This window comes from Brevundimonas halotolerans (assembly GCF_003730275.1).
Taxonomy (GTDB): domain Bacteria; phylum Pseudomonadota; class Alphaproteobacteria; order Caulobacterales; family Caulobacteraceae; genus Brevundimonas; species Brevundimonas halotolerans.
Genome location: NZ_QTTA01000016.1, coordinates 276325 through 292523, shown reverse-complemented (window position 1 = coordinate 292523; position 16199 = coordinate 276325). Strand labels below are relative to the sequence as shown.

General features: G+C 65.3%; 10 protein-coding genes. 5 read left to right on the top strand and 5 right to left on the bottom strand.

Annotated elements, in window-relative coordinates; translation table 11 throughout:
• Positions 1-133: 133 nt before the first annotated feature.
• The gene (locus EG854_RS07550; RefSeq protein ID WP_123287415.1) at positions 134-502 is read right to left on the bottom strand and encodes a hypothetical protein; all 369 of its coding nucleotides are present in this window, start codon (positions 500-502) and stop codon (positions 134-136) included.
• Between the two features lie 64 nt (positions 503-566).
• Complete coding sequence (locus tag EG854_RS07545) at positions 567-923, bottom strand: nuclear transport factor 2 family protein (RefSeq protein WP_123287412.1); 357 nt, start codon at positions 921-923, stop codon at positions 567-569.
• Between the two features lie 83 nt (positions 924-1006).
• Between EG854_RS07545 and EG854_RS07540 the strand changes: the two genes are divergently transcribed.
• Positions 1007-2155 carry a JmjC domain-containing protein gene (locus EG854_RS07540; RefSeq protein ID WP_123287410.1) on the top strand — a complete coding sequence of 383 codons (1149 nt, stop codon included), beginning with the start codon at positions 1007-1009 and terminating at the stop codon, positions 2153-2155.
• Positions 2156-2216: 61 nt separating this feature from the next.
• Here the strand turns inward: EG854_RS07540 and katG are convergent, their stop codons facing one another.
• On the bottom strand, positions 2217-4424 hold the full coding sequence (gene katG / locus EG854_RS07535; protein WP_123287407.1) for a catalase/peroxidase HPI: 2208 nt from the start codon (positions 4422-4424) through the stop codon (positions 2217-2219).
• Positions 4425-4699: 275 nt separating this feature from the next.
• Here katG and EG854_RS07530 point away from each other — a divergent pair, with 275 nt between their 5' ends.
• Positions 4700-6916, top strand: a complete 2217-nt coding sequence (locus EG854_RS07530; protein ID WP_123287404.1) for an outer membrane beta-barrel family protein — start codon at positions 4700-4702, stop codon at positions 6914-6916.
• A 6-nt stretch (positions 6917-6922) separates the two neighbouring features.
• On the opposite strand, the gene EG854_RS07525 is transcribed toward EG854_RS07530, so the two are convergent.
• Together EG854_RS07525 and EG854_RS07520 are read right to left on the bottom strand one after the other, a co-directional pair.
• Positions 6923-8263, bottom strand: a complete 1341-nt coding sequence (locus EG854_RS07525) for a sigma-54-dependent transcriptional regulator (protein ID WP_123287401.1) — start codon at positions 8261-8263, stop codon at positions 6923-6925.
• Positions 8260-10065, bottom strand: coding sequence for a sensor histidine kinase (locus tag EG854_RS07520; protein WP_123287399.1), 1806 nt, complete (start codon positions 10063-10065; stop codon positions 8260-8262). The genes EG854_RS07525 and EG854_RS07520 overlap by 4 nt, the downstream gene beginning before the upstream one ends.
• 268 nt (positions 10066-10333) lie before the next feature.
• Here EG854_RS07520 and EG854_RS07515 point away from each other — a divergent pair, with 268 nt between their 5' ends.
• The 3 genes from EG854_RS07515 to EG854_RS07505 are packed head-to-tail and all read left to right on the top strand — an operon-like array spanning position 10334 to position 16081.
• Positions 10334-11659, top strand: coding sequence for a dicarboxylate/amino acid:cation symporter (locus EG854_RS07515; protein WP_164461943.1), 1326 nt, complete (start codon positions 10334-10336; stop codon positions 11657-11659).
• 38 nt (positions 11660-11697) lie between these two features.
• Positions 11698-14757 carry a TonB-dependent receptor domain-containing protein gene (locus tag EG854_RS07510; protein ID WP_123287398.1) on the top strand — a complete coding sequence of 1020 codons (3060 nt, stop codon included), beginning with the start codon at positions 11698-11700 and terminating at the stop codon, positions 14755-14757.
• A complete protein-coding gene (locus EG854_RS07505) occupies positions 14738-16081 on the top strand; it encodes an alpha/beta hydrolase (protein WP_123287396.1) in 1344 nt (447 codons plus the stop codon). Before EG854_RS07510 ends, EG854_RS07505 begins: the two co-directional genes overlap by 20 nt.
• Positions 16082-16199 lie beyond the last annotated feature (118 nt).

Sequence of the window (16199 nt, the reverse complement as noted above, 5' to 3'; positions counted from 1 at the left end):
CCTTCAACAAGCTCAAGCACTTCCGCCGCTTCGCGACACGCTTCGACAGGCTCGCCAGCCACTACCTGGCCTTCGTCCACATCGCTGCCTCCATGCTCTGGATGCGCTGAATGTCGATTCGTCCTAGGGGCCCCTACCGTCGGCGGCAGGTCTGGCGCACGCGCAGGGCCATGGCGCGTTCACCGGCTTCACTGGCCACCCGGCGCGCTTCGGTGCATTGGCCCGCATCCATCAGCGCCTGCACCCGCTCGGCCAGGGCCACGCGGTCCGCGCCATATTGCGCCTCGGCCTCCTCGACGGTCATCTGCTGGGCTTCCACCCCGGCGCGATATTCGTCGCCCTCACGACGGCGGAGCTGGTCGTCGGAACTCATGCGGCCGATGGCGCCGCCACTGGCCTGCTGAGCGGTCGGAGGCGCGCCGGACTGGGCCGAGGCAGGTGTGGCCAGCGCCAGCATCGCGGTCGCCAGAATCGCGCCGGTAATCGTCAAGGCCAGTCGCATGGGTCTCGTCCTCCCGAAGCTGCGCCCTCATTCTGACTCCGGGGCACGCCCGTGGCAATCCGCCTCAGAATCCCTGTCGGAAGAAGTAGGTGGTGCGCTCGCGGATCAGGCCGTCCTCGATCCGGTAGGCATCGGCGAAGCGTTCGTGGATGGGGGCGCCGTCGTGGCCACGCCCTTCCACCAGTCCCATGGCGACCACGCGGTCGCCTTCGCAGACCATCTCATCGACCAGAATCTGCGAGGTCTTGGCGCTGCGGTGGCGACGGTAGTAGTCGATGACGGCGTTGCGTCCTGACAGGATCGGTTGGCCAGGTCGGCGATAGATCACCTCCGGGTGCAGACATGCCTCAAGCACATCGTGATCGCCCATCTCTATGGCCGCCAGGGACTGTTCGATGAGGGTGCGGGCGGTGAGCGCCAAAGCGGGAGGCCTCCGTGTGAGATTCCGCACCGCGGACCGGCCGGTCAGATCGACAGGCAAGTAAGGCGGCGCTAGCGTCTGGTATGCCGACTCTTGCTGACATGATCCATCCCGTCACCGTCGACCGCTTTCGGGCCGAGGTCGAGGGTCGAGCGCCGCTGCACATTCCGGCCGAGGGCGAGACGGGGGACGCCCGTCGCGCCCTGCTGGACTGGGACACCTTCAACGGCCTGCTGTCCCAGAGTTCGATCTGGACCCATTCCACCCTGCAACTGGTCCATAGCGGCAACCAGCTTCCGGCGGAGAATTATTGCGCCGAGGTCCAGACCATGTCCGGGCCTGTCGTGCGACCGTCCCCGGCCAGAGTGCAGGTCATGATGGCCATGGGGGCTACGGTCATCGCCAATGACGTCGGGGCGCTGACGCCGGGATTGCGGGCAATCTGCGACACCCTGAGCAGCACCTATGCCGCCTCGGTGGCAGCCAATGTCTATTGCTCGTTCAAGGGGGTGCAGGGGTTCGGTCCCCACTATGACACCCATGACGTCTTCGCCGTGCAGACCGAGGGCGAAAAGATCTGGCGGCTGTATCGAAACCGCGAGTCTGACCCCGTCGACTATCCAGGCGAGGGCGAGGAGGTTCGCCGCTATCTGGCCTCGGCCTGCGGTCCGATCATGCAGGAAGTCCGTATGCGGCCAGGGGATGTCCTCTACATTCCGCGCGGCTGGTACCACGACGCCCTGGCAGTGGACGGGCCGTCACTGCATGTGACGCTGTCCGTCACGCCGCTTTACGGACGCATCCTGTTCCGTCTGCTGGAGTCGGCGGCCATGCAGGATCCGGCGTTCCGGGCCTGGCTGCCGCCGGCGGCGCAAGACTACGGAAGGCCCCTGGCCGGGCAGCTGGCCGATCTCGGCCAAAGGCTGGCGACACTCGCGGCAAGCCCGGCCTTCGTGCAGGAAATCGCCATGACCCAGCAGCGGCTGATGGGGCGATCGTCAGACTATCATTTGCCGGAGCGGATATCGCTGACGCGCTACAGCCCGACGGGATTGATGCCGCCTGCCGTCCGCGGCCCGGCATCTGTCGCCATGGAGTGGGCCATGGCCCAGCCGCGCTTTGTGCTGGAAGACATGATCGCCCAGTTCGACTTCGTTCCCGAGGCGGACCTGCGCGCGGCAGTCGAGGCCGCCGTCAAGGCGGGCGCGCTCAAGCCGGTCGCCGGGACGTAAAGAAACACCCGGACGCAGTGGCCTGCATCCGGGTGTCTTTTAATCGACTCGAGCCGCAGGATCAGTTCAGATCAAAGCGGTCCGCATTCATCACCTGAACCCAGGCAGCCACGAAATCACGCACGAACTTCTGGCCTGCGTCGGCTGAGGCGTAGACTTCTGCCAGCGCCCGCAGCTGCGAGTTGGAGCCGAACACCAGATCGGTGCGTGTGGCGGTCCACTTCTGCTTGTGTGAATTGCGGCAGGTGCCAACAAAGGTCTCGTCCGAGCTTTCGTCCACCTGTTTCCAGGCCGTGCCCATGTCCAGCAGATTGACGAAGAAGTCGTTCGTCAGCTGGCCGGGGCGATCGGTCAGCACGCCGTCCTTCGAGTCCTTGTGGTTGATGCCCAGAGCCCGCAGGCCTCCGACCAGAACCGTCATCTGCGGCGCCGTCAGACCCAGCAGTTGCGAGCGGTCGATCAGCAGTTCTTCCGTCGGAACATTGAACCGGACCTGAAGATAGTTGCGGAAGCCGTCGGCGCGCGGCTCCAGCCAGTGGAAGCCCTCAACCTCGGTCTGCTCCTGCGAGGCGTCGGTCCGGCCAGGGGTGAAGGGCACCTCGATGTCGTGACCGGCGGCGCGGGCCGCCTTCTCGATACCGACTGAACCGCCCAGCACGATCAGATCGGCGATCGAGACATTCTTGCCCGAGCTGGCCTTGATATCCTCATAGACCTTGAGCACCCGGGCCAGTTTTTCGGGCTCATTGACGTCCCAGTCCTTTTGCGGGGCCAGGCGAATGCGACCGCCGTTGGCGCCGCCGCGGTGATCCGACCCGCGATAGGTCGAGGCCGAGGCCCATGCCGTGCGAACCAGGTCGGCAATCGACAGGTCCGAGGCCGCGATCGCGTCCTTCAGGTCGCGGATGTCAGCCCCCGACAGGGTCGGTCCGGTGTGGGCCGGGATCGGGTCCTGCCAGATCAGGTCTTCAGCCGGAACCTCGGGCCCCAGATAGCGGGCCTTCGGGCCCATGTCGCGGTGACACAGCTTGAACCAGGCGCGCGCGAACTGATCGGCGAAATAGGCCGGATCCGCGCGGAACTTCTCCATAACCTTGCGGTATTCCGGGTCGAATTTGAACGCCATATCGGCGGTCGTCATCATCGTCGGCACCCGCCTGCCCGGCGTGTGCGCCGCCGGGGCAAGGGTATCGTCGGGGTTGCCGACCGGCTGCCACTGCTTGGCTCCTGCCGGGCTGCGGATCAGCTCATAGTCATGATCCAGCAGCATGTCGAAATAGGTCATGTCCCAGGTGACCGGGGTGGGGGTCCAGGCGCCTTCGATACCCGAGGTGATGGTGTGGTCTCCCATGCCGCTTTCGTGGCCCGACACCCAGCCCATGCCCTGCTGGGCGATGTCGGCGCCTTCGGGGCTGGTCCCGACCAGTTTGGCATCGCCCGCGCCGTGGGCCTTGCCGAACGTATGACCACCAGCCGTCAGGGCCGCCGTTTCCTCATCATTCATCCCCATCCGACGGAAGGTCTCGCGGATGTCGCGGGCCGACTGCAGGGCGTCCGGCACCCCGCCGGGGCCTTCTGGGTTCACATAGATCAGGCCCATCTGGATAGCGGCCAGCGGTTCTTCCAGCGCCATGTCCTTGTCGGGCTGGATGCGGGTCTCATTGCCCTCCTCGCCGACCCACTGCTCCTCGGTGCCCCAATAAACGTCTTTCTCGGGCTCCCACACATCGGCGCGCCCGCCGCCGAAGCCGAACACCGGCCCGCCCATCGACTCGATGGCGACATTGCCGGCCAGGATCATCAAATCCGCCCAGCTCAGATTGGCGCCATACTTCTGCTTGATCGGCCACAGCAGACGCCGGGCCTTGTCCAGATTGCCGTTGTCCGGCCAGCTGTTCAGCGGGGCAAAGCGCTGCTGGCCGGCGCCGGCGCCGCCGCGCCCGTCCGCCGTGCGATAGGTGCCGGCGGAGTGCCAGGCCATGCGAATGAAGAAGGGGCCATAGTGGCCATAGTCCGCCGGCCACCAGGGCTGGCTGTCGGTCATCAGGGCATGCAGGTCGCGCTTGACTGCCGCGTAGTCCAGTTTCTTGAACGCCTCGGCGTAGTCGAACTCGTCGCCCATCGGATCGCCGGTCCGGCCCTGCTGGTGCAGGATGTCGATGGCCAGATGGTTCGGCCACCAGTCGCGATTGGTGCGGCCCAGAAGCGAACGCAGCGCGCCGCGTTCCTTCTTGGGGTCGCTGAGGGGGTCGCCTGCGTTTCCGTCCATGCCTTGATCTCCCGGGGATTCATTGAGCCCCGGTGTGAGTCCGGGGACGTGATCCACCAAGGTATCAAACCCCCGGCAATAGGCTAAGACTATTTTCTGATGCTGGAGATAGATTATGCTTATGATCGGTCGGGAACACGGCATAGCCCTCAACCTGTCCCCGATTTAACTTGTCGCGGCCCGGCGACGTGATAACGCGCAAGCAAGCACCTCTCTGTTGCCAAAGACGAATTCGCTTCGTCCCGCGCGGCGACCTCCTCTCGATCGGGCTGAACATGTCGAACCGTACGCTGCTGATGACATCGGCGCTTCTCTTTGGATGCGTGCTGTTCGCCGCCGCGCCCGCGCTTGCGCAGGATGCCGATCAGGATCCGCCCGCCACCGCCGAGGACGAGGAGGCCGAGGAAGAGGCGACCGAGGTCGATGAGATCCTCGTCCAGGGCACCCGGACCGACATCATCACGGCGGCCGACCGGATGATCTACAACGTCTCGAATGATGTGCAGGCCCAGACCGGATCGGTCGCGGATGTCCTGCGTAACGTCCCGGGTGTCGAGGTTGATCTCCAGGGTAACGTCAGCCTGCGCGGCGACGGCAATGTCACCATCCTCGTCGACGGACGCCCGTCGGCGATGCTGCGCGGCGCCTCACGTGCCGATGTGCTTCAGGCCATGTCGGGCAGCCAGATCGAGCGGGTGGAAGTGATCACCAACCCCTCGGCGGCCTTCAGCCCCGAAGGTAGCGGTGGCGTCATTAACCTGGTCACTCGCACGGCCCAGCCCTCTGTTACCTCCGTCGGCGTTCGCGCGTCCTGGGACGGCGGCGAGCGGGGCAACCTGTCCCTGAGCGGCAGCCGCACCAAGGACGGTCTGACCCTGTCCGGTGACATCGGCCTTCGCCACAACGTCAGCGATGTCGAAAGCGAGTCCAGCCGACTGCGGCCCGGGGCGACGCCGGCGGCCACCATCGTCGAAGACAGTGTATCGACGGGCAGCAACACCAATACCTTCGGCAATGCGCGCATCGGTGCCGACTACGACCTGAATGCCCGCGACCGGATCAGCGGCGAGCTCGGCTATCGCGCTTTCGACGCCGAGAACGACGGACTGCAGGTCTTTGAGCGGGCCGATGGCAACGGCACGGTCAGCGACCGCTATGAGCGCCTGCAGACGGGCGGGTTCTCGAACAGCAACGTCGGGGGTCGTCTGTCCTGGCGCCGCAAGTTCGAGGGTGACCAGCACGAACTGGCCGCTGATTTCGAGGTGGACGCCAGCACGTCGGAACGCGAACTCGACCTGACCTCGACCACCGAGATCGGGGGCGAGCCCGACTTCCTGCAGCGCACCGGCAGCGACAACGAGAGCGACTCCTACGGCTTCAAGCTGGACTACACCCGTCCGATGGGTGACCGACGCCTGCTGAAGATCGGCTATGAGGGCGATCTGGACATCGACGCGTTTGACTCCTTCGGTTCGCGCGGTCCCGATGAGGCTGGCCTTGTGCCGATCGCGGCCCTGACCAACCGCTTCGACTATGAGGAATGGGTCCACGCCGCCTACGTCACCTATGAGCGACCGTTCGGCGATCTGGATGTCCAGGCGGGGCTGCGCGTCGAGCAGGTCGACTTCCAGCTGGACCAGATCACCGACTCCATTTCGGTCCAGCGTGACTATCTGAAGGCCTATCCGACGCTGAACTTCGGCTATCAGATGACCGACAGCCAGCGTCTGCGCGGGGGCTACAGCCGCCGGATCAGCCGTCCGTCGCCCCAGGATCTGAACCCCTACACCATCTACATCGACCCGCAGAACCTGCGGCGCGGGAACCCGGACCTCGAGCCCGAGATCACCGACTCGTTCGAACTGACCTGGCAGCTGCGCAAGGGGCCGACCTTTTATGCGGTGACGGCCTTCTATCGCGACAGCAGCGGTGGCGTGACCGATGTGTCGCAGGACATCGGCGGCGGCGTGGTGCTGACGACCCGCGAGAACCTGGGCGAGAGCCAGCGCACCGGTGTCGAGTTCATCGTCAATGGCCGCTTTGGCTCCAAGGTGACCTATAACGCCTCGGGCACCGTCTTCCAGAACGACATCAGCATCCCGGGCATCGCAGGCGGCATTGAGCGCAGCGGCACCAGCGGCACCGCCCGCGCCTCGATAAACTGGTCCCCGACGGACACCGACTTCTTCCAGCTGAATGGCTTCTATGTTGGCGAGCAAATCCAGGCCCAGAGCGAGCGGAGCTCGTTCGGCATGCTGAACATCGGCTATCGGCGCAAATTCACCGACAGCTTCAGCATGGTGCTGACGGGGACCAACATCTTGGACACGGCCGAGATCACCGCGATCACGGACACGCCTGACTTCCAGGATCGCAGCCGCGTCCGCTTCAGCGAGCCGACCTACTATATCGGCCTGACCTACACCTTCGGCAGCAGCCCGCGCCGTCAGGAGCCGGCCTTCGACTTCGGCATGCCCGGCGTTCCGCAGTAGGACTGTTCAGTCCCGGTCGCGATGGTCGGCCGGCTGGATGCCGTGCCGGGCCATCTTGTCGTAGAGCGTCTTGCGCGGCAGGCGGAGTGTGGCCGTGACCTTGCGGATATCTCCGCGACAGTTGCTCAGGGCCTCCCGGATCAACTCGGCTTCGTACCGGGCGACCCTTTGGGCCAGGCCGTCGTTCGGGGCGCTGTCGGGTGCGCTGTCCGTCAGGCCGACCGCGACCTGGTTGGCGAAGTTGGACAGCTCGCGCAGATTGCCCGGCCAGTCGTGCTCGATCAGGCGGCGGCGCACGGCGTGATTGATCGGCGGCAGGGGCCGACCCATCCGGGCCGAGGCGCGGGCGAGGAAGCGGGCGAACAGCATCTGCACATCGTCTGCCCGCTCCCGCAGCGGCGGTACGCGCAGCCGGACCACATTCAGGCGGTAATACAGATCTTCTCTCAGGTCTCCGCGCGCGACGGCCTCGGCGGGGTCGCTTTGGGTTGCGGCCAACACCCGCAGGTCCAGCGCGCGCGGCTCGGTGGCGCCCAGTGGCAGCACCTCGCGCTCCTCCAACACCCGCAGCAAGGTTAGTTGGGCTTGTCGAGGTGCCAGATCGACCTCGTCCAGAAACAGGCTGCCCTGATGGGACTGTTCCACCTGACCTTCGCGTCGCCGGGTGACGCCGCTGGCATAGCCGACGTCCTGGCCCATCAGCTGAGCCTCGACCCCCGCTTCGGTGAGGGCGGCGCAGGTCACGGCGACAAACGGCTTGGGCCGTCTTCGGCCCGCATTGTGGATGGCACGCGCCACAGCCTCCTTGCCCGATCCGGTCTCCCCCTCGATCAGCACATCCACCTCCGCATCGGCCAGTTGCCGGATGGCGCCGCGCAGGGCGATGATGGCCGTGCTCTCGCCGCTGAGCGGGATCGACTGTTCCGTCTCGGCCGCCAGCGTGGCGAGGCGGCGGTTGTCGAGGATCAGAGCTCGCTTCTCCAGTGCCCGTCTCAGGGTCTCGATCAGGCGCTCGGGCGCGAATGGCTTGGCCAGAAAGTCATAGGCCCCGCGCTTCATCGCCTCGACAGCGTCGGCGATGTCGCCGTGGCCAGTGATCAGCACGACGGGTAGGTCCGGGTCGAGCGCGGTCAGCCGATCGGCGAACTGGCGACCGTCCATGCCAGGCATCCTGAGGTCAGCGACCACAACCCCCTCAAAGCCCGCGCCCACGACCTTGAGTGCGGCTTCGGCCGAGGCATAGGTAGCAACCTTGAGGCCCGCCAGCCCAAGGCGTTCGGCCAAAGCATCGCGAAACGGGGCGTCATCCTCGACGAGGGCGACGCGATCAAGGGCGCTGAAGCTCATGGTGCATGCGCCAGAGCAATCTGGAATACGGTCCCGGCCGGTGAGGGTTCATGGGACAGCTCGCCCCCGAATCCGGCGACGATATCGCGGCTGATGACCAGTCCCAGCCCGAGGCCCGACGCCTTGCTGGTGACGAAGGGGGTGAACAGGCGCTCTCGCACATCCTCTTGCAACCCGGGTCCATTATCGGTCAGGCGGATTACGACCTTTCGCCCAACCCGTTTCGATGACAGGGCGATGGTCGGTGTGGCGGTACCCTCCAGTGCCTCGATGGAATTCTGCAGCAGGTTCAGCACGACCTGTTCCAGCCGGTTTCGTTCGGCCTTCACCTTCAGGCCCGGGGACAGGGCCGAGCGGTCCAGCCAGATGCCCCGTTCCCGCAGCCGCGCCGAGACTAGAAGCAGGGCACCCTCGATGGCCTCCTCCACATCGACCGCCACCACCTCTGACCGGGTCTTTCGAGAAAAGGCGCGCAATTCGTCGGTGATGGTGCCGACCCGCTCGGTCAGGCCGGAAATCGACGCCAGGCTCCGCAGGGCCGCATCGTGGTCGCCGCGCTCGAGGTAGACTCCGGCGGTGTCGGCATGGGTGCGGATGGCCGCAATCGGCTGGTTGATCTCGTGCGCGACTCCGGCGGCGATCTGACCGACGGTCGCCAGCTTGTTGGCCTGAACCAGCTCGTCTTCCAGAACCTGACGGCTCAGTTCCAGGCTGCGGCGTTCCTCCATCTCATGACTGAGCGCCTGGTTGGCGGCACTGAGCTCGGTGGTTCTCAGCGCGACCTGTCGTTCCAGTTCAGCCCGCGCGGCTTCTTCCTCGATTGCCCGGTTGCTGGCCCTCTGGCGGCGGCGAAGCAGGATGCCGGTCAGACCGGCCAGCAGGGCAATGCTCAGCCCCGCGAGAACCCGCGCCGCTCCGACCGGGCGCGACATCATCTGATCGGCAGGCCACAGCAAGTGCAGGGTCCAGCCCAGCCCCATACTGGTATCGGTCTCGTGCGCGTAGAGCCGGGATGCGCCGTCGCGCTGGACCCGCACCAGACCCGACTCAGGCGGGTTGAACGGCATGTCCTGCAGAGGCTCGCCGGTGGTCTGTTGCTCGGCCAGCTGCCGACGCCGCGCCTCGCTGATGGGCCGGGTCGTACGGAACCGCCATTCGGGCCATGTCGTGATCAGAACCACCCCGTCGGCATCAGTAACATAGGTCGGCTCGCCGGCGTTGCGCCAGGTCTGCTCCAGGGCGTCGAACTCGACCTTGGCGACGATCACGCCTGCCGGCGTCCCGTCCGGGCGATCAATGCGCCGCGCGAGGTACAGCCCGGGTCTGCCGCTGACGGTGCCCAGAGCAAAGAAGGCCGCCTCGCCGTCGCGCATGGCCTCGATGTAGTAGGGACGAAAGCGATAGTTCGACCCCACGAAACTGGTGGGCTCGCGCCAGTTACTGGCCGCCAACGCCGTGCCGTCTGCATCCAGGACATAGAGGGCGGCGGCTCGTACCTCGCCGGCCAGCTGTTCCAGCTTAAGGTTCAGCCGATCCCGTCGATCAGGGGAGGGCGCGGTCACGAGGGCCAGCAACTCCGGGTCGACCGCGAGGACCGACGGTACAGCCTGTTGTCGTTCCAGTTCGCTGGTCAGGACGGCGCCGTGCAGAACGGCGGCGGTCCGGGCCTGATCGCGCGTCGCGGCTTCGGCATCCATGCGGGCCAGCCAGCCGGCCACGCCGATCGCCATCACGCCGACGATCACCCAGACGCCCGCGAACAGGCGCCACTGGATCGTCTCGGACTGTCGGGACAGGGCCATGTCTCAACAATGCGGATTTTCGCACAAATGACCAGCCTGGCCGTGCGTAAATCCGCACATTCAAGGGATTTTTCTGCAGACGCGGAAATCAGAAGTGCTAAAAATCATAGAGTTAAGCCGATACGGCCAATGACTTGCCGATCTGTCTTGCCGGTTCCGATACTGGCGCTCTGCGATGTCGACGAACGGCACGTGGGCGTAGGGCGGACAATGATCCGTCGAGGGAGGTTGAGGTTTGATCCAGGTCCATCACGATCAAGGTGCGTCCGTGCACCGTCAGCCCATCTGGAAGCATCTGTACTTCCAGGTGCTGGTGGCGATCACTGTCGGCGGCCTGATCGGGCACTTCTTCCCCGAGACCGGCGAGAGCATGAAGCCGCTGGGCGACGCCTTCATCAAGCTGGTGAAGATGGTGATCGCGCCGGTGATCTTCCTGACCATTGTAATCGGCATTGCCGGCATGCGCGACATCGGTCGTGTGGGTCGGGTGGCGGCCAAGGCCTTCGGCTATTTCTTCGTCTTCTCGACCCTGGCCCTGATCATAGGCCTTACGGTGGCCAATGTCGTCCGACCCGGGGACGGGCTGAACATTGACCCTGCCACCCTCGATTCCGGTGCGGTCGCGCAATACGCCCAGGCGGCCCACGAGAGCACCATCGTCGGCTTCCTGATGAGCATCATCCCCGACAGCCTGTTCGGGGCCTTCACCTCGGGCAACATCCTGCAGGTGCTGTTCGTTTCGATCCTGTTCGGCATCGCCCTGGCCCTGATCGGGGACCGCGGCCAGCCGATCATCGACTTCTTCGAGACTGCCAGCCTCGCGGTGTTCAAACTGGTCGCCATCGTCATGAAGGCTGCGCCGATCGGGGCGCTGGGGGCATTTGCCTTTACCATCGGCGCCTATGGCATCGCCTCGATCGCCAATCTGGCAGCCCTGATCGCCACCTTCTATGTGACCTCGCTGGTCTTTGTGGTGGGCGTGCTCGGGCTCGTCGCCTGGGCCAACGGCTTCTCGATTTTCAAGCTGATCCGCTATCTGAAGGAAGAACTGCTGCTGGTGCTGGGCACCTCCAGTTCGGAAGCGGCACTGCCCAGTCTGATCGCCAAGATGGAGCGGGCCGGGGCCGCCAAGTCGGTGGTCGGCCTGGTCGTGCCGACCGGCTATTCGTTCAATCTGGACGGCACCAACATCTATATGACGCTGGCGGCCCTGTTCATTGCGCAGGCGCTGAACATCGACCTGACCATCTGGCAGCAGCTGACCCTGTTGCTGGTCGCCATGCTTAGTTCCAAGGGCGCGGCCGGGATCACCGGCGCGGGCTTCATTACCCTGGCGGCCACGCTGATGGTGGTGCCCGATGTGCCGGTGGCCGGCATGGCGCTGATCCTCGGGATCGACCGCTTCATGAGCGAGTGCCGGGCCCTGACCAACTTCATCGGCAACGCCGTGGCCACCGTCGTCGTGGCCCGCTGGGAAAAGGGGCTGGATACCGACGCCCTGGCCCTGGCGCTGAACGGCAAGCCCCAGCCGCTGGCCGCTGCGCCCGATCCCGCTGCCGGCCCGGGAGACGATCTGGTTCTGGCGGACGACTGACACCGCCGAAGAAAACAAGAAAATCGAGGGAGGAAACCATGTCCAATACGAAACGCCAGTGGCTGATGGCCGGAACGGCCCTGCTGACCGCATCGGTCTTTGCGACCGGGGCATTTGCCCAGTCCGCGCCGGCCGCGCAGGACCCCGAGGATCAGGCTGCGGCCCGGGTCGACGACATCGTGGTCGTCGGCTCGAACATCCGGGGGGCCCGGACGACGGCTGCCCTGCCGGTTGTGGTGGTCGATCAGGAGCAGATCGACGCCACCGGAGCGGTGTCTGGTGACGAACTGATGCGCACCATTCCACAGATGGGCGATGTCCTGTTCGACGCCTCCAACAACCCCCAGACCAGCAATGCTGCGCGCGGGGATGTCAACTCGGTCAACCTGCGCTCGCTCGGCGTTGGCAACACCCTGGTCCTGTTGAACGGTCGCCGTCTGGTCGCGCACCCGACCAGCCAGGGCACATCGGACACCGGCACTGTCCCGGTGATCAGCTACAACTCCAATGCCATTCCGGTGGGTGGCCTGGACCGTCTGGAGGTCCTGCTGGACGGGGCCGCGGCCATCTACGGCGCGGACGCCGTGGCCGGCGTGGTCAATACGGTTCTTCAGGACGACTTCGACGGCTTGACCATCAGCACGCGCTACGGCGGGGCCGAGGGCACCCGCATGAGCGAGCTGGACATCAATGTCTTCGCCGGCCGGGACTTCGACCGGGGCAATATCTCGCTGTTGGTCAACTATACGGACCGTACCGCACTCTGGGCCTCTGATCAGGACTTCACCTCCACCGATGACCTGCGTCTCCTGTTCGACGACTACCCCGATTTCGCCGGAATTACGGCCTTGGATGGCCGGTCGTCGCATACACCCTGGGCTCGCCTCAGCGTCGGGTCGCGGCCGGTCATCCGGTCGAACGGCACGGCGGTCACGACCTCATCCGGGACCTTCCGGTTCCAGCCTGCCAGCTTCGGTTGCGGCGTGGACGTCGGTCGCGGCATCTGCATCAACAGCGGCAATCACAATTTTAACACCACCCATCGTGAACTGCGATACGACACCCGCCACGAGACCACGGTGCGCCCCACGGTGGAAAGGCTGAACCTGTTCCTGACAGGGCACCGTGAGCTGACGGCGAATGTCGAAGCCTTTTTCGAGATCGGCTACTATTCAGCGAGCAGCGAGGCAGTTCAGCCTCCGGTGATCAACCTCAACAGTCTCTGGATCCCGGCCAGCAACTACTGGAACCCGTTCGGTCCTGTGACCTTTGCGGGCGGTGCCGCTAACCCCAATCGCCTGCCGGGCCTGACCAATGTGCCGACGACCGGCCTGCCGGTGCTGATGTCCAACTATCGGTTCGTCGATGCGGGGTTCCAGACCGTGAAAGTCGAGAATCGCCAGCTGCGATTCCTGGGCGGGGTGCGCGGCGAATGGCGCGGCTATGACTGGGAAAGCGCCATGCTCTATTCGGAAGCCGAGGCCGAGGACACCTCGCCCAACATCAACAGGACCCTCCTGCAGCAGCAGTTGGCCCTGTCGACGCCCAATGCCTACAATCCGTTCAGCGGCGGCTGTGTCGCTACAACCAGCTATGGCGACTGTTCCCCCAGCAGCCAGACCGCGATCAACGCTATTGTAATGGACCTCCAGCGCGTCTCGCGGACGACCCTCGCCCTGGCCGACCTGAAGCTGACCCGCGGGGACTTCTTCGAGCTGCCGGCGGGACCGGTCGGCATTGCCTTCGGCTTCGAGGTCCGTCACGAGACCCAGGAGGACGACCGGGATGTCAATCTCGACGGTACCTTCACGTTCACCGACATGGTCACCGGTGTGACCAGCCTGTCGAACGTCTCGGCCGTCAGCCCCAACCCGGACACCTATGGCGATCGGACCGTCGGCTCCGCCTATCTGGAGTTCGCCATTCCCCTCGTCTCACCCGAGATGAACATACCGTTGATCCATCAGCTGGATGTTCAGCTGGCGGGCCGGTTCGAGCACTATTCGGACTTTGGCTCGGTGGCCAAGCCCAAGATCGCGGCTGCCTGGGACATCGTGCCGGGAGTGCGTGTCCGGGGCTCCTATTCCGAGGGCTTCAGGGCGCCGAACCTGGAACAGACCAACGCTACCCAGTACGCGCGTCTGGGCAGCGGGATCGACTATATTCGCTGCGAGGCCGACCTGCGCGCCGGGCGGATCGCCTCTTTCGCCGCTTGTCCGCACAACACGTCCGGCCTGTCTCTGCTGGTCGCGGGAAATCCGGATCTGGAGCCGGAAGAGAGCGTCAACACCTCCTATGGTCTGGTGCTGCAGCCCGGCTTCATCCCGGAATATCTCGGCGAGTTCACGTTTACGGTCGACCGCTGGACCATTGAGCAGGAGCAGATCGTCGGGCTTCTGGGCGTTCAGACGGCGTTGGCTCTCGACTATCTGCTTCGGGTCGGGGGTGGATCAAACCCGCTGGTAACCCGCGCCGCGCCGGATCCCGATGATGTCCTGTTGTTCGACGGCACCTTCTTGACTGTGGCCGGCGAGGCGACCTCAGTCAGCGACCGGTTTGTCAACTTGCAGCCGCAAACGGTCGGCGGCCTCGACTTCGGGATCAACTGGTCCCTGCGCCGCACGGCCTGGGGCTCGTTCTTTGCGACGATTAACGCCAGCCAGCTGACCGAGTTTACCCGTGATCCCGGTCCGATCGTGAATGAGCTCTACGCGGCCCGCGAGGCCGGGACCATCAACGCAGGTACGACCCTGCCGGACTCCAGTGACCTGATCCGTCAGAACGGGCGCCCGGAATGGAGGGTCAGCACCACCTTCACCTGGCGCAAGGGTCCGTGGCGCGCGGGTGTGTCGACCCAGTATATCAGTGACTTTGAGCAGCCCGGCCTGCTGGGCACCTCGGGTGAACCCTTCCTGGTCGAGGACCAGCTGGTCACCAATCTTTATGGCGACTATGAATTCCCCGATGAAACCCGCGTCCGCATCGGCGTGCGCGACCTGACCGATGAGGGCCCGTCGCTTGCCGACGGCGGCTATCGCGGTTCGGTCCATAATCCTTGGGGCCGATACTGGTATGTCAATGTCCGGAAGACGTTCTGACCTGACACCGCAAACGGGCCGTCGGCTTCTCTCCGGGCTGGCGGCCCTCGCGGCCGGGCTGGCGTTCGGCTGCGCCCCTGTTTCGGCGCAGACGGGTCCTGATCCGATCGCCACGACGACCGCCATCGACTGCCCCCGTTCGGTCGGCGCCGGCGTCACCTGTCTGTCGCTGCAGGATGAGGCCGGGGCCTGGTTGATCATTGCCAAACCCGAGAACTGGAACGGGCGTCTGGTCGTCCATGCCCACGGGGGACCCCGCATGGGGGAGCCCGAACGCGAGGACTCGCTGGAAGACCTCGATCGGTTCTCGGTCATGGTACGTCAGGGCTACGCCTGGATCGGGTCGTCGTACCGGCGCGGGGGCTATGGCGTCCGCTCGGCCGCCGAGGACGTCGACCGCAGCCGCACCGTGTTCTGGGACCTGTTCGGGCGGCCGGAACGCACCCTGCTGCACGGCCAGTCGTGGGGCGGCAATGTCGCGGCCAAGGCGGCGGAACTGTACGGCCTCGACGACGCAGGCACGCTCACCTACGATGGCGTGCTGCTGACCAACGGCGTGCTGAACGGCGGCACGAAGGCCTATCAGTTCCGGGCTGACCTGCGGGCTGTCTATCAGTACGTCTGTGGCAATCACCCGGCGCCGTCCGATCCCCAGTATCCCGTCTGGCAGGGCTTGCCTGCGGGCGCCCGCATGACCCGGGCCGAGCTGCGCCGCCGGATCGTCGACTGCACCGGCATCGGCCTGTCGGGTCGGGACCGTACCGCCCAGCAGACCCGCAGGAAGCGCGACATCCTGGCCGTCACGGGTCTCGAGGAAGATGAGCTGATCGCCCATATGAACTGGGCCACTTTCACCTTTCAGGACCTGGTGCAGGTGCGCCTTGGTGGACGCAACCCCTTCGACAACAGCCGCACGGTCTACAGCGGCTCTTCGGACGACGCGGCCCTGAATGCCGGGGTCGAGCGCTTCACCGCAGATCCGGAGGCGGTGGCCCTGCTGGCCCATGACGCCGACCTGACCGGCCAGATCGTGGCGCCGACGGTGACGCTGCATGCCCTCTACGACCCGACGGTCTTCTACGGAGCTGAGGCCGCCTATGCCGAGACCGTGGCATTGGCCGGTCGCTCGCATCTGCTGGTGCAGGCCGCCACCGATGAGGACCAGCACAGCAAGCTGCAAGATGCTGGCTATCTGACGGTGCTCGCCGCTCTTGAGCGCTGGATCGACACCGGCGAGCGACCGGATCCTGCTGGCTTTCAGGGGGCCTGCCTTGCGGAACACCCCCGGCGCTCCTGCCTCTTCGTAACAGCTAACGGCCGCTGATCGGCCCCCGATGGCGGTGCTGTCAGTCCAATGACAACTTGTCTCCACTCACCGCAGGTAGGGAAGGGGACGCAGATCTTACCCGGCGAGGGTCTTCCACTCAGCGACTGATAGCGAT

What these genes read in the sequence shown, in the direction of transcription:
- EG854_RS07540 (WP_123287410.1), top strand. Translation starts at nt 1,007, where the DNA reads ATGCCGACTCTTGCTGACATGATCCATCCCGTCACCGTCGACCGCTTT.
- katG (WP_123287407.1), bottom strand. Translation starts at nt 4,424, where the DNA reads ATGGACGGAAACGCAGGCGACCCCCTCAGCGACCCCAAGAAGGAACGC.
- EG854_RS07510 (WP_123287398.1), top strand. Translation starts at nt 11,698, where the DNA reads ATGTCCAATACGAAACGCCAGTGGCTGATGGCCGGAACGGCCCTGCTG.
- EG854_RS07530 (WP_123287404.1), top strand. Translation starts at nt 4,700, where the DNA reads ATGTCGAACCGTACGCTGCTGATGACATCGGCGCTTCTCTTTGGATGC.
- EG854_RS07520 (WP_123287399.1), bottom strand. Translation starts at nt 10,065, where the DNA reads ATGGCCCTGTCCCGACAGTCCGAGACGATCCAGTGGCGCCTGTTCGCG.
- EG854_RS07505 (WP_123287396.1), top strand. Translation starts at nt 14,738, where the DNA reads ATGTCCGGAAGACGTTCTGACCTGACACCGCAAACGGGCCGTCGGCTT.
- EG854_RS07525 (WP_123287401.1), bottom strand. Translation starts at nt 8,263, where the DNA reads ATGAGCTTCAGCGCCCTTGATCGCGTCGCCCTCGTCGAGGATGACGCC.
- EG854_RS07550 (WP_123287415.1), bottom strand. Translation starts at nt 502, where the DNA reads ATGCGACTGGCCTTGACGATTACCGGCGCGATTCTGGCGACCGCGATG.